Here is a 14,241-nt window from a genome sequence, read left to right as displayed (position 1 = left end):
TTTGAGCAAGTGGATTGATAAAGTCGCACAACGATTTGAAACGCATTTGCCATCATTGTAATTAAGGAGTTCCTCATGGGTATTTTTTCTCGCTTTGCAGACATTGTAAATTCAAACATCAGTGCACTATTAGATAAGGCTGAAGATCCAGAAAAGATGATTCGTCTTATTATCCAAGAAATGGAAGACACCTTAGTTGAAGTTCGTACCAACTCAGCAAAAGCAATTGCTGACAAGAAAGAGCTAGCGCGTAAAGTAGAAGCTATCGAAACACAGATTCTAGATTGGCAAAATAAAGCGACACTTGCCCTGACCAAACAACGCGAAGATTTGGCGAGAGCGGCGCTAATCGAAAAGCAAAAACTGGAAGACATCATCAAGAGCCTTCACACCGAACAAACCTTGGTTCATGAAACCATCGAAAAATTGACGAGTGAAATTGGTAAACTTGAAACAAAGATCGCAGAAACTCGTGCAAAGCAACAAGCATTAATGATTCGTAACAATGCGGCAAGCAGCCGTCGTGATGTTCAAAAACACCTGCACTCAAGCAAAACCAACGAAGCAATGGCGAAGTTTGAGCAATTCTCGCGTAAAGTGGATGAATTAGAAGCTGAAGCGGACGTTTACGCTAAGACTGGCAACGCAAAATCTTTAGACCAAGAGTTTGCCGAGCTACAAGCTCAAGATGAAATCGAAAAAGAGCTAGCGAAACTGAAGCAACAAGTTGAAAACCGCGATAAATAATCTAGGAGTTGTCTATGTCAACATTTCTAATTGCAGGTCCACTGATTGTCTTTTTAATCTTCGTGGCACCACTATGGTTATTCTTACATTACCGCAGCAAGAAGAAATCCAGCAATGGTCTTTCTGAAACGGATCTTCAACGTCTGCATAAGCTTTCTGCGCAAGCCGAATCCATGCAAGACCGAGTGAAAACGCTAGAAAAAATACTGGATGCGGAGTCGCCTAACTGGAGACGAAACTATGAGTAGAGAACTGTATCGCGACACGATTAACGGCAAATTGTCTGGTGTGTGTGCAGGGTTAGCGAACTATTTTGGCCTTGAAGTGTGGTTGGTTCGCATCTTAGTTATCTCAGCAGCACTGCTTGGTGGTAGTTTTCTGGTGTTATTAGCGTATTTAGCTTTGACATTTATGCTTGAAAAACAACCACCTCAGTATGTCGACCAAATGAAGGCGAAACAAGAGCATACGCTGAAGCAAAAGCCTTGGGAAAAAGGGCAAACTGCAGAGTCGCTATTGAACACTTTAGAGGGTGATTTCCAGAAGTTAGAGACCAGTGTCCGCAACATGGAAGCTTATGTCACCTCAGATACGTTTAAAGTGAATCGTGAATTTAAGAACATGTAGTGGTAAAACCTAAAAAGGATTAGATAACGGTTTAGGAAAATTTATTCCAAGCCGTTATTTTTTTTAATAATTTTCTCTAAATAAATCTTACGCTGACTGGTAAGTTACATGTGATTAATCTATGTTATAAAAATATTTATAGATATGGATGATCACCAATGTATAGAGCCTCCGTTGTCCTATTGACAGCCTTAGCTGGGTTGTCTGGGTGTGGTAAGGAGCTTCCTCCCGTGCCTGAACCTGAGTCCAGACCCGCCAAACTCTTCACTGTCTCCGTCGGTAATAATGCCTTTGAGCGTAATTTCCCTGCTACCACAGAAGCTGGTGACAGAGCGGTACTCGCATTCCGTGTTCCTGGGTTATTGCAGAGCATCGATGTGACCGCTGGGCAGCACGTGTCTAAAGGCGACGAGCTTGCTAAGTTAAATCCCGATGAATATCAACTACTCGAGAAGCAAGCAAAAGCGAATTTTCAGCTAGCCGATGTTCAATATCAACGTGCGATCAAACTTCGTAAAGATCGTGTGGTATCAGAGCAAGATTTCGACCAAGCGAAAGCGAACCACAATTCAGCTCGCGCGGTGCTTAATCAAGCTAACGCGAATCTTCGCTACACCACTTTGGTTGCGCCGTATGACGGAACCATTTCCATCATTCCTGCTGAAAACCATGAATACATTGCGGCTAAACAAGGCGTGATGAATATTCAAACCAATCAAATTCTTAAAGTCGTCTTCTTATTACCCGACCAACTTATTACGCGCTTTTCATCAGGGTTCGAGATGGATGCAACCATGGTTTTTGATGCGTTTCCTGAAAACTCTTACGTTTTAACCTTCCAAGAAGTGGATACCGAAGCTGACCCGAAAACAGGTTCGTACAAAGTCACCATGGTAATGGAAAGACCAACCGATGTGGGTATTTTGCCCGGTATGTCTGGCTCGGTAAATCTCGTTTCATCGTTAGCGGCGGCCACCAAAATACCAACGTCAGCAATGATGACCGATGGGGATGATGTCTCTGTATGGCGTGTGAATAGCGACGGCATTGTTGAAAATGTTGCCATTGTCATCGATGAAAAACGCCATATCGTCTCTGGATTGAACGATGGCGATCGCATTGTGACTTCTGGCGTCAATGGTCTTGAGTCGGGCATTAAAGTTCGAGAGTGGATCAAGGAAAGGGGGCTATAACATGAAAACACTTAAAGTGGCTGCTGGCCTGTCGTGTTTAGCCTTACTGACGGCTTGTGAAGATAAGCAAGCTGTAGAAGTGAATAACACGCCCTTGGTTAAAGCTATCGAGATTTCAGTCATCGATTTTAGCGACAAACTCTATTTCCCTGCGGTAGCAAACGCTGCTGAGAAGGCTCACCTCAGTTTCCGAGTTGCGGGTGAAATCTTCAAGCTAGATGTGAAGGAAGGTGAACGAGTTGCCAAAGGGGACATCATTGCCGAGCTTGACCCAACCGATTATCAATTGGATGTGGACAATGCTCAAGCTCGTTACACGGTAATCAATAGTCAATACCGACGTTCGAGTCCGCTAGTGAAGAAAGGCTTATTGGCTAAGTCGCAATTCGATGAAATTGCCGCTCAACGCCAGATTGCTTATGCCGAGTTGGAACTGGCGAAACTGCGCTTATCGTTCACTATGCTTCGTGCGCCTGTTGATGGGATTATTTCTCGAGTCAGTGTCGACCAATATGAAAATATTCAGGTAGGCCAACAGATTGTGAACATTCACAGTGTTGAGGATGTCGAAGTTGTGATTCAGCTCCCTGACCAAATTTATGTGAATCAACCCAATGAAACGCTCCTCTCGAACGTGGAAGCTGTGGTGAGAGTGCCAAGCGGTAATGAATACACCGCAGGTATTAAAGAGTTCACCACTGAACCCGATCCAAGTACGGGTACCTTCACGGTTACATTAGCTTTGCCGATGCCAGAAGACGATTTGATTCTTGATGGTATGGCCGTTGATGTGACCTCAAACGGGCGGGATATCGGTTTGGAGCTAAAAGCTGGTGTACTTATTCCGATCGAAGCGGTATTCAATGCAGACGGTGATGAACTGGATCGTAAAAACTCTTATGTGTGGGTTCTTAACGACGACAAGACAGTCTCGAAACAACAAGTCGTGTTAGGAAAAGCAAACCAGGAAACATTGCAGGTAGTGAAAGGATTGGAAATGGGGCAGCATGTCGTTGTTGCAGGCGTATCGCGATTGCGAGATGGGATGACAGTGGAAGTATTGTCTCAGGAGACGAACAATGAGTGAAGTAAATAACAAGCCCCAAAATGACGATCAACAGGGTGATGATCAGATCACAGGTGTTGCTTCTTACTTTATACGTAACAAAGTCATTAGCTGGATGCTATCTCTGATCTTTCTTATTGGTGGTGTTTCAGCATTCTTCGGTTTGGGGCGTTTAGAAGATCCTGCTTTTACCATCAAAGATGCAATGGTCGTGACTTCATACCCGGGGGCAACGCCTCAGCAGGTGGAAGAAGAAGTTACCTACCCACTAGAGAAAGCGATTCAACAGCTTACCTATGTCGACGAAGTGAACTCTATTTCAAGCCGTGGCCTGTCTCAGGTAACGGTAACGATGAAGAATAACTATGGTCCGGACGATCTTCCGCAAATTTGGGATGAACTTCGCCGAAAAGTGAATGATCTTAAGGTTGAACTGCCACCTGGGGTCAATGATCCTCAAGTCATTGATGACTTCGGTGACGTTTACGGGATCTTGCTTGCGGTGACGGGTGATGGTTATAGCTACAAAGAGCTGCTGGATTACATTGATTATCTAAGGCGAGAGCTGGAGTTGGTTGATGGGGTCAGTAAGGTCTCTGTTTCTGGTCAACAACAAGAGCAAGTATTCATTGAGATATCGATGAAGCGGATAAGCTCCTTAGGTCTGTCTCCAAGCACGGTATTTAATCTTTTATCGACTCAAAATATTGTATCAAGTGCGGGTGCGGTAAGAATTGGCGACGAATACATTCGAATTCATCCAACGGGTGAGTTCCAGAATGTTGAGCAGCTTGGCGATTTAATTCTGACAGAAGGTGGTGCTCAAGGTCTCATCTATTTAAAAGATGTGGCGAATGTAACTCGTGGTTATGTTGAAGTGCCAAGTAACATCATTGGCTATAACGGCAAGCTCGCACTTAACCTTGGTGTCTCTTTTGCGCAAGGCGTGAACGTAGTAGCGGTTGGTGAAGCGTTTGATCGAAGATTGGCCGAGCTAAAGTATCAACAACCCGTCGGCATCGACATCTCCGAGGTTTATAACCAACCTAAAGAGGTAGACAAGTCGGTAAGCGGATTTGTGGTGAGTTTAGGGCAGGCGGTTGCGATCGTAATCGTGGTGTTACTGTTCTTCATGGGACTAAGATCGGGCCTATTGATTGGTTTGATACTGCTATTGACCGTATTCGGTACATTCATTTTCATGCAGTACTTCAAGATCGACCTACAACGTATTTCACTGGGCGCGTTGGTTATCGCCTTGGGGATGCTGGTGGATAATGCCATTGTGGTGGTGGAAGGGATATTGATCGGCACGCAGAAGGGGCGAACCCGGATGCAGGCCGCCACCGATATCGTAACCCAAACCAAATGGCCGCTGCTTGGTGCGACGGTTATTGCGGTGACTGCGTTTGCTCCAATTGGTTTATCTGAAGACTCAACAGGCGAATACTGTGGCACCTTGTTCACGGTGCTACTGATCTCCTTGATGCTGAGTTGGTTTACTGCCATCTCGCTCACGCCGTTCTTTGCCGACATGTTCTTTAAAGGTCAGAAGGTCGATCCAGATAACGAAGGTAAGGACCCATACAACGGGATGGTTTTTGTTATCTACAAAAACTTCCTTGAGTTCTGTATGAAGCGTGCTTGGTTAACCATGTTTGTTCTGATTATTGGTTTAGGCGCGAGTGTGTACGGTTTTGGTTTCGTTAAGCAAGCCTTCTTCCCGTCTTCAACCACACCTATGTTCCAAGTGGATGTGTGGATGCCAGAAGGTACCGATATTCGAGCGACCAATACCAAGCTTAAAGTGCTTGAGAGTTGGCTAGCTGAGCAGGACGAAGTTGAACATATCACGACAACCGCGGGTAAAGGCCTGCAACGTTTCATGCTGACTTATGCGCCAGAGAAAAGTTATAGCGCTTACGGCGAGATAACGGTTCGTGTGAAAAGTTATGAAGTACTTGAAGGGCTAATGAAACGCTTCCGTGAACATGTAAATGGTCAGTTCCCAGAGATTGACTACAAGCTTAAACAGATCGAATTAGGTCCTGGTGGCGGTGCGAAAATTGAAGCGCGAATTGTGGGTTCTGATCCAACGGTTTTACGTTCAATCGCTGCACAAGTGATGGACATCATGCGTGCTGATGAAGGCGCATTTAACGTTCGTCACGATTGGCGTGAAAGAACTAAGGTATTAGAGCCTCAGTTCAATGAAAGCCAAGCGCGTCGTTATGGTATTACTAAATCTGACGTTGATGATTTCCTAGCAATGTCTTTCTCTGGTAAGTCGATTGGTGTGTATCGTGATGGTACAACGTTAATGCCGATTGTGGCTCGTTTGCCTGAAGACGAGCGTGTCGATATTCGTAACATCGAAGGCATGAAGATCTGGAGCCCAGCATTAAGTGAGTACATCCCACTTCAACAAGTAACGTTAGGTTACGAGCTAGAATGGGAAGATCCACTGATCATCCGTAAGAACCGTAAGCGTATGCTAACGGTAATGGCGGATCCTGATCTATTGGGTGAAGAGACGGCCTCAACTCTACAGAAACGCTTACAACCACAGATTGAAGCGATTGAGATGCCTCCGGGTTACTCATTGGAATGGGGGGGTGAATATGAGTCGTCAGCAGATGCACAGGCGTCACTGTTCACAACCATGCCTCTGGGTTACTTGTTCATGTTCTTAATCACTGTGTTCTTGTTTAACTCGGTGAAAGAGCCTCTGATCGTTTGGTTAACGGTTCCATTGGCGTTGATAGGGGTGACGACAGGCTTGCTAGCCTTGAATACACCATTCGGCTTTATGGCGCTGTTGGGCTTTTTGAGTCTATCTGGGATGCTTCTGAAGAACGGTATCGTACTACTTGATCAAATTGAGATTGAGATGAAATCTGGTAAAGATCCGTATGTAGCGGTTGTTGATGCGGCTCTGAGTCGTGTTCGCCCGGTATGTATGGCGGCGATTACCACCATTCTAGGTATGATCCCTCTACTACCGGATATCTTCTTCAAACCAATGGCAGTAACCATCATGTTTGGTTTAGGCTTTGCGACTGTACTCACGCTAATCGTAGTGCCTGTGCTGTATCGTTTGTTCCATAAAATTGAAGTGGCTTAACGTCAACTGACCTTTGAAATAATGCCCCTAATTGGGGCATTATTTTTATGTACGATTACTAAAAGAGACCATCGAAATGGAAGCTAATACAGTGGATAGAACGTGTGCATGGGCGCTTAAACATGAGCTTGAAAGGGAGTACCACGATGCAGAGTGGGGCGTGCCTGTTTATGATGACCAAGTTTTGTTTGAGTTCATTACTTTAGAGGGGGCTCAGGCTGGCCTTAGTTGGATCACGATACTTAAAAAGCGCGAGGGTTATCGTGCCGCTTTTGACAATTATGACCTTAATAAGTTAGCTGCGTTGAATGAAGACAATGTGCCGAATATTATCGAACACTTCGATGTGGTTAAGCATAAGGGCAAGATTGCTTCGGTATACAACAATGCTCGTGCAACCCTTGAGCTTCAGAAAGAGTTTGGATCCCTATCCAATGCTTTATGGCAGTTTGTCGATAATAAGGTGATTGAAAATCAATGGACCGAGATGTCTCAAGTTCCCGCTTCTACCGAGCAATCTAAAGCGATGAGTAAGTTTTTGAAGAAGAGAGGCTTTAAGTTTGTAGGAGAAACAATCTGTTACGCATTTATGCAAGCAACAGGTATGGTCAATGATCATTTAGTCGGTTGCCCACACAAATAAAGTGTTATTTATTTCAGCGGAACAATCACTTAGAAATTGAAAAATTCATAGCCATTTTTTCATCGCTCTGAGATCTTTAAGTGGATGTGCTTTAAGGTTCAATATTGGCTTTGAAAGCTTCTGGACTATGAGCGGTTTGTATTATGAGCTGAAGTATCTGAATATGAGTATTTTGAGTTATGCTTTAAACAGAAAAAGGCAGGAATATCCTGCCTTTTTTGCATATTAGACCTATCGTCTCAGATTAAATCAGAGCGCTATAACGTTCTAATCCCGCCTCTAGATCAGCAATCAGGTCATCAACATCTTCTAACCCAATATGAACACGTATCAAGGTACCTTCGAAATTAGGATTGGCAACAGTTCTCAAGCTGTCAAAACTGCTTGGTTCGTTAGCTAGAATCAAACTTTCAAATCCACCCCAAGAGTAACCCATACTAAAATGTGTCATTCCATCAAGTAACGCTGTCGTCGCTTTGATATTAGAGTTGTTGAGTACAAAAGAGAACAAGCCATTACCGCCAGTAAAATCTCGTTTGAAGAATTCATGGCCTGGGCAAGACTCAAGAGCAGGGTGACGAACGTGGTTAACTTCAGGACGAGTCTCTAACCATTTTGCGACCTTCAAGCTGCTTTCTGCGTGTTGGCGTAGACGCACATCAAGAGTACGAATGCCGCGAAGCCCTAAATAAGCATCATCAGGTGAGACACATTGCCCCATCAAGTAACTTTGCTCTCTTAGTTGATCCCAGCATTTCTCATTGGCGACTGCCGTACCTAGCATCACATCAGAGTGACCCACGATGTATTTGGTCGCTGCTTGAATCGAGATATCAACACCAAAATCAAACGGTGAGAAGTTCACGCCAGCCGCCCAAGTATTGTCTAGCATAACGATGATGTCATGTTCATGAGCGATACGCGCTAGTGTTGGAATATCCTGCACTTCCATGGTGACAGAGCCTGGAGACTCAGTAAACAGCACCTTAGTGTTTGGCTTGATAAGGTCTTGGATACCTTCACCAATCGTTGGCTCGTAGTAAGTTGTCTCTACCCCCATCTTTTTCATGATGGTGTCACAGAAATCACGAGTAGGTTCGTAGCAGGTGTCAACCATTAAAATATGATCACCTGTTTCTACAAAAGAGAGAATGGCATTCGAAATTGCTGCTGTACCACACGGGTACAGTGCACAACCCGCGCCGCCTTCTACTTCAACCATCGCATCTTGGAAGGCAAAATGAGTGTTGGTTCCACGACGTCCGTAAAAAAGGGTCTTGTTAGCGCGGTTAATCGTAGCTTTACGCTTCTCTTCTACTGAGTTAAATACGACAGTTGAAGCGCGTTGTACTGGTGGGTTAACAACACCATTGGTCCACTTCTTATCACGACCGGCAGTGATAAGTTTAGTGGTTTTGTTCTCGGACATGCTGTGAATTCCTTATCAATCGGTTATGTCCTATTTAAAACATGCGAGTAGCCATCAAAGCAAGAGGGAAGAGGGAGTTTTTAACGTTTTCTTTTGCTTTTTAACTTTTCCTCGATTTGTGATGAAAAGTTAAAAAGCGATCGCAAAGATACTATTCGTTGCCAATGGTGGTCGGCGAGCGAGGAGTATTAGAGCAACGGGTTGAATAAATAGAACAGTCTCTCAAAGAAGCGGTTACGTAAATTTCTCTGTTCCCACTGCTCTAATTCCACGGGATGAGATGATTCAATATAGGATTGCTGTAAATCAAACAATTGCTTGGTGAAGTGTACGTCGTCAACGGCAAGGGTTACTTCAAAGTTGAGCCACAAACTGCGCATGTCGATATTGACGGTTCCGATCAAGCAAAACTCTTCATCGATCACTACCGATTTGGTATGAAGAAGGCCACCGTAAAATTCATAGATCTTTACGCCAGCTTCAAGCAACTCGGTATAAAACGCACGAGAAGCCCATTTAACCATTAGTGAATCGTTATTGTGTGGAATGATCAGTTCTACAGTTACGCCGCGTTGAGCTGTCATCTTAAGTGTTTCGAGTAAGTCAGCACTTGGCACAAAATAAGGTGTAGTAATACGTACAGAATGATTCGCTTGATTGATGGCGATGGTCAGTACTTGTAAGATCAAATATTCCGGCATGCCAGGGCCAGACGGCACTACTTGAACCGGATGATGTGTCATGATTTCTTCAACTGGGCATTCAGGTATATCAGGGAGAATGCGTTCACCAGTCTCAACTTCCCAATCCCAGCCATGAATAGCGGATAACACATTAACGGTTGGCCCAGTCACTCTGACCATTACATCAATCCACTGACCAACGCCGGAACTTTGTTTGAAGTGAGCAGGATCGACCATGTTCATTGAACCCGTATAGGCGATAGTCTCGTCAATCACAATGATTTTGCGGTGTTGTCTTAAATCTAGGCGACGTAAAAAAATACGCCATGGGCTCACTTCTAGTGCTTGTACGACTTGAACGCCTGCGTCCTTCATCATTGACTGCCAGTGGCTTTTGAAAAAGCGAGGGCTACCGGCTGAATCGAGCAAAACTTTAACATCTACGCCACGTTTTGCAGCGCGAATCAGCGCAGAGGCAACCGAATCGGTCAGGCCACCTGGATGCCAAATATAGAAAACCATCTTGATACTGGTTTGTGCATTTTCTATATCTTCGATAATTGCGTGTAGGATCTCGTTTGGTGAAGATTGCAGCGATAGAGTGTTTCCACTGAGTGCAGGGATGCCCATTCGATTGTTACAAAGCTCGTCAATCTTATGGATAGGGGAGCCGACTTTCCCTGGTTGGTGAAGTTGGCAATCATTCAATTGACGGAACCAGTCGCCGAAAGGGGTAAACATACGATGAGCGCGTTCAGCCCTTTTTCTGCCTAGGTTTAGCTCACCAAAAAGGAAGTAACAAGCTACACCAACAATCGGGATAATGTAGATAACCATTAGCCAAGCAAGAGAAACGCTGACAGAGCGTCGTTTTAGTACAACACGAAACGTCACACCGGCTACGAGAACCCAGTACAAAACAACAGAGGCCAAAGTTAAAAAATGATAAAGCTTATCCACATTGAATACTCGAAAAAAGAGACACTTAGATAGTAATGCTATTTAGCGGATATGGGAATTTAAGGAATCAACTATTTACAAAATAGAGCAAAAGATGTAAATAGGTTAAAGTTGTTAAGTTTTGGTCAACTTAAGAAGAAAACGATTGTTTTGTATGAAAAGTCGGCATTTAACCATAAAAATTTACATCTTTAACGAAATTTGTACGGTATGCTCTTCCAATTTTATTCTTAAACTGGTTTACTTGCTAGACAACGAGCGTCAATCAAATTTTTTAGGTGTGTAAATTTATTTATACACCTTCCTTTTAAAGACGCCACCCAAAGCAAAACACAACATCACATAACACAAAAGTTTGGAGTACACGTGGCTACTAGTAATACAACCACAACACCCCGCGATACCTGGGGTTCGAAGTTAGGATTCGTAATGGCTGCAGCAGGTTCTGCTGTTGGCTTAGGTAACATTTGGAAATTCCCATACACAGCAGGCGAAAGTGGCGGTGGTGCATTCGTTGCCATTTACCTGTTTTTTGTAATTTTTATTGGTTTCAGTGTCATGCTGACTGAATTTGCGATTGGCCGTCATACGCAAAAATCAGCAGTAGGTGCATTTAAAACAACTGACCGTCGTTGGACGTTCGCTGGCGTTATCGGCGTATTCAGTGGTCTACTTATCATGGGTTTCTACCCAGTAGTAGGCGGTTGGTCAATCGCATACATCGGTAAAATTGCAGGTGGTCTTCTAGACGCACCAGAAGCAATTGGTGATAGCTTTGGTGGCTTTATCTCAAACCCAGTTCAACCACTAATGTGGATGGGCTTATACCTACTACTTAACGTTGTTATCGTTATGAAAGGTATCTCTGGTGGTATTGAGAAAGCAGGTAAGATCCTGATGCCGCTTCTTTTCATTATCCTTATTGTAGTATCAATCAAAGGCATTATGCTTCCGGGCGCGATGGCTGGTCTTGAGTTCCTATTCAGTCCTGACTTCTCTAAAGTAGACAGCAATGTAATCCTAGCCGCTCTAGGTCAAGCATTCTTCTCTCTAAGTCTTGGTATGGGTTGTATGATGACATACGGTTCTTACCTTAAGAAGAAAGAGAACCTAGTTCAGACAACAGCAATGGTAACCGCAATGGATACTGGTGTTGCTATTCTAGCTGGTGTTGCAATGTTCCCTGCAATGTTCGCGTTCGGTATGGAACCTGCAGCGGGCCCTGGTTTAGTATTCGTTGTTGTTCCTCAGCTATTCGCTGAAATGGGCGGCGTAGTTGGTCTTCTATTTGCTCTTATGTTCTTCGTTGGTTTGAGTGTTGCGGCACTAACATCTTCAGTATCTCTACTTGAAGTTGTGGTTTCTTACCTAATCGATGAGAAAGGCATGAAGCGTGTAACAGCGGTACTGTCTGCAAGTGTTGTAATGGCGATTCTATGTATCTTCGCTTCTCTATCACTTGGCGGCTTCGGTCCAACACTGTTTGATACTGGCGCGTTCGACATTTTCGACCTACTAACGGATAAGATTTTCCTAGCGGTTGGCGGTATGTTGGTATGTATCTTCGCTGGTTGGAGACTAAACCGTGCTGACCTAGAGAAAGAAATCACTAACGATGGTGAAGTATCTTTCCCACTATTCGGTCTATGGTACACGCTAGTTAAGTACATCATCCCAGTAGCTATCGCAATCGTTGCATTCATGGGTATCTCTTCTGGCTTCGACAGCGGTAAAGGTGCAATCATGCTACTAGGTATTGGTATTATTGCTGGCTCTGCGCTTATCTCTAAGAAGCTATAGTTTTAAGAAGCTACAATCGCGAGCTAAAGTAAGTTAAGAAACGGGAGCCAATGGCTCCCGTTTTTTTATTCAAATACTTAATTCTTATCAAAAAATAAAACATTACATTCACTAAAGTTATCCGTCACCTAGCCGATATATTGAATATCAAGAATTTTTGATCGGTATTTAATTTAGGTAGGTGTTGTGTGAAATTGTCAGTGAGAAAGAAACTGTATGCCGGTTTTGGCTCTATATTGGCGGTGCTTGTTACGTTAGTCAGTATTGTATGGATAGAAGTTATCGGCGCGCACCAGAGCGCAGATGAAATTAGAATGGACGATGTTCCGGGTACTGTTACCTACCTGGTACTGATTGATGAAGCGGGTGATGTATACCGAGATGCGCTTGGTGCAATTACACTGGTTGATAACGCACTCAATGATTATCGAACCAGCAAGAACGAATTTGCTCAAGCTATCGAGCAGGCTAAGCGTTTGGAGAGTAGAGGTTCGGAAGACCACCGCCGTATTCAGCGAATTGAAGACCTGATGGGGCGTTTCACTCAAGAGTTTGAATCAAAGCTTGTGCCGAAGATCAATGATGAAGCTGCACTACTAGCCAATATTCAACAGCTACGATCTTTGTATGAGAGCAATCTTATCCCTATTGAGAACTTACTGGATCAAGCGTCAGCAAGTGAGCGCGCAGATACAGAACAGTCACTACTGACACTAACCGACACGTTTACTACCATCGAGCGCACTATCATGGTGTTGTCTGCTATTGCGATTGTCTTTGGTTGTGTGATTGCGTATCTATTGTCTAGCTCTATTACCAATCGTCTTACTCGTGTAGAACAAGTAGCACGACGTGTAGCAAATGGTGACCTAACGGCAGGCGACATTATTGATGATTCTGGTGATGAATTGGCTGAACTGGCTAAGTCGATTAACCAGATGCAGAAATCACTAGTAGACCTATTAGGTTCAATCTCGTCTGTGACTCACCAAGTCCAATCGGTGACAGGGGAGCTCTCTTCTATTAGCCAAGACATCGTTACTGGTGCATCAGCTCAAGCAGACAAAGCTAACTTGATTGCAACGGCTGCTGAAGAGCTAAGCTTGACCATTTCTGAAGTGGCGCAGCAAGGTACTTCAACTTATGAAGAAGCACGTCGCTCAGAAACCTCTGCAGAAGATGGCCGCAACGTGATTGTTGAGATGGTGGCGAGTATTCAACAAGTGTCGACTCAAATGAGCGATATGTCGTTGCAAATGAATACTCTAGGTTCTCACGGTGAGCAGATTGGTAGCGTTATCAAGGTAATCGAAGACATTGCTGAGCAAACTAACCTGTTAGCTCTTAACGCTGCAATTGAAGCGGCACGTGCAGGCGAGTTTGGTCGTGGTTTTGCTGTGGTAGCCGATGAAGTGCGAGCGCTAGCAGAAAGAACAACCAAAGCGACACGAGAAGTCTCGGGCATCATTCAATCGATTCAATCGGGCACTCAAGAAGCGGTGACTTACACTCAAGATAACTGTCGTTTAGTTGAGATTGGTGTTGAGCAAAGCTCAGGTGCTGTTTCGGCTCTAGAAGCGATTGTGAGCGGTGCGGGCAATGTACAAAGCATGGTTAACTCTATTGCGACTGCGGCAGAAGAACAGACGGCTGTGACCAAAGAAATTGCAGCGGACATTACCGCGATTAGCGATATCTCTGAGCAATCTCTGCAGCTAGCAACTCGTAGCTCCGAAAATACATCAGGCTTGAACGCTAAGGTTGCTGAGCTAGAAGCATTAGTTGGTAAGTTTAAACTGGCGTAAAGCGGTAGCTTGGTTCTATTTACCTATTGGTAATCGAGTAAAGACCACGCACTGATCGCTAGTTGCTGAAAAGAAGCCCAACGATTCAATATTTATTGAGTGAGTTGGGCTTTTTCGTAGCTGGAATCTGGGTTCAGACGCGGTATACTCCACGTTCTACAATG

Annotated in this window: 11 protein-coding genes; 9 read left to right on the top strand and 2 right to left on the bottom strand. The window is 44.3% G+C overall.

Features of this window, described 5'->3' with window-relative positions:
- The first annotated feature begins 75 nt into the window (after window positions 1–75).
- The 7 genes from pspA to AB4517_RS09310 all read left to right on the top strand — a co-directional run bounded on the left by pspA (window position 76) and on the right by AB4517_RS09310 (window position 7,400).
- Window positions 76–747 carry a phage shock protein PspA gene (gene pspA / locus AB4517_RS09340; protein ID WP_372148245.1) on the top strand — a complete coding sequence of 224 codons (672 nt, stop codon included), beginning with the start codon at window positions 76–78 and terminating at the stop codon, window positions 745–747.
- Window positions 748–761: 14 nt separating this feature from the next.
- Window positions 762–995 (top strand): envelope stress response membrane protein PspB, encoded by a 234-nt coding sequence (gene pspB / locus AB4517_RS09335; RefSeq protein ID WP_004734605.1) that lies wholly within the window; start codon window positions 762–764, stop codon window positions 993–995.
- The gene (gene pspC, locus AB4517_RS09330; protein ID WP_017065334.1) at window positions 988–1,374 is read left to right on the top strand and encodes an envelope stress response membrane protein PspC; all 387 of its coding nucleotides are present in this window, start codon (window positions 988–990) and stop codon (window positions 1,372–1,374) included. The genes pspB and pspC overlap by 8 nt, the downstream gene beginning before the upstream one ends.
- Window positions 1,375–1,532: 158 nt before the next feature.
- A complete protein-coding gene (locus AB4517_RS09325) occupies window positions 1,533–2,567 on the top strand; it encodes an efflux RND transporter periplasmic adaptor subunit (protein WP_372148244.1) in 1,035 nt (344 codons plus the stop codon).
- 1 nt (window position 2,568) lies between these two features.
- Window positions 2,569–3,654: an efflux RND transporter periplasmic adaptor subunit gene (locus tag AB4517_RS09320; RefSeq protein WP_017060312.1), complete on the top strand. Its 1,086-nt coding sequence runs from the start codon at window positions 2,569–2,571 to the stop codon at window positions 3,652–3,654.
- Window positions 3,647–6,757 carry an efflux RND transporter permease subunit gene (locus AB4517_RS09315; protein WP_017065336.1) on the top strand — a complete coding sequence of 1,037 codons (3,111 nt, stop codon included), beginning with the start codon at window positions 3,647–3,649 and terminating at the stop codon, window positions 6,755–6,757. The genes AB4517_RS09320 and AB4517_RS09315 overlap by 8 nt, the downstream gene beginning before the upstream one ends.
- A 76-nt stretch (window positions 6,758–6,833) precedes the next feature.
- Window positions 6,834–7,400, top strand: a complete 567-nt coding sequence (locus tag AB4517_RS09310; RefSeq protein ID WP_372148243.1) for a DNA-3-methyladenine glycosylase I — start codon at window positions 6,834–6,836, stop codon at window positions 7,398–7,400.
- A 244-nt stretch (window positions 7,401–7,644) separates the two neighbouring features.
- On the opposite strand, the gene AB4517_RS09305 is transcribed toward AB4517_RS09310, so the two are convergent.
- Both AB4517_RS09305 and cls read right to left on the bottom strand, forming a co-directional pair.
- Complete coding sequence (locus AB4517_RS09305; protein WP_017065338.1) at window positions 7,645–8,829, bottom strand: cystathionine beta-lyase; 1,185 nt, start codon at window positions 8,827–8,829, stop codon at window positions 7,645–7,647.
- Window positions 8,830–9,017: 188 nt separating this feature from the next.
- Window positions 9,018–10,472: a cardiolipin synthase gene (gene cls / locus AB4517_RS09300; protein ID WP_065583881.1), complete on the bottom strand. Its 1,455-nt coding sequence runs from the start codon at window positions 10,470–10,472 to the stop codon at window positions 9,018–9,020.
- A 366-nt stretch (window positions 10,473–10,838) separates the two neighbouring features.
- On the opposite strand from cls, the gene AB4517_RS09295 reads away from it, so the two are divergent.
- Together AB4517_RS09295 and AB4517_RS09290 are read left to right on the top strand one after the other, a co-directional pair.
- On the top strand, window positions 10,839–12,272 hold the full coding sequence (locus AB4517_RS09295) for a sodium-dependent transporter (RefSeq protein ID WP_050546918.1): 1,434 nt from the start codon (window positions 10,839–10,841) through the stop codon (window positions 12,270–12,272).
- Between the two features lie 188 nt (window positions 12,273–12,460).
- Window positions 12,461–14,077, top strand: a complete 1,617-nt coding sequence (locus AB4517_RS09290) for a methyl-accepting chemotaxis protein (RefSeq protein ID WP_102333160.1) — start codon at window positions 12,461–12,463, stop codon at window positions 14,075–14,077.
- The last annotated feature ends 164 nt before the right edge of the window (window positions 14,078–14,241 follow it).

The organism is Vibrio sp. 10N.222.52.C3, assembly GCF_041474195.1.
GTDB lineage: Bacteria > Pseudomonadota > Gammaproteobacteria > Enterobacterales > Vibrionaceae > Vibrio > Vibrio crassostreae_C.
This window is presented reverse-complemented; position numbering and strand designations above follow the sequence as displayed.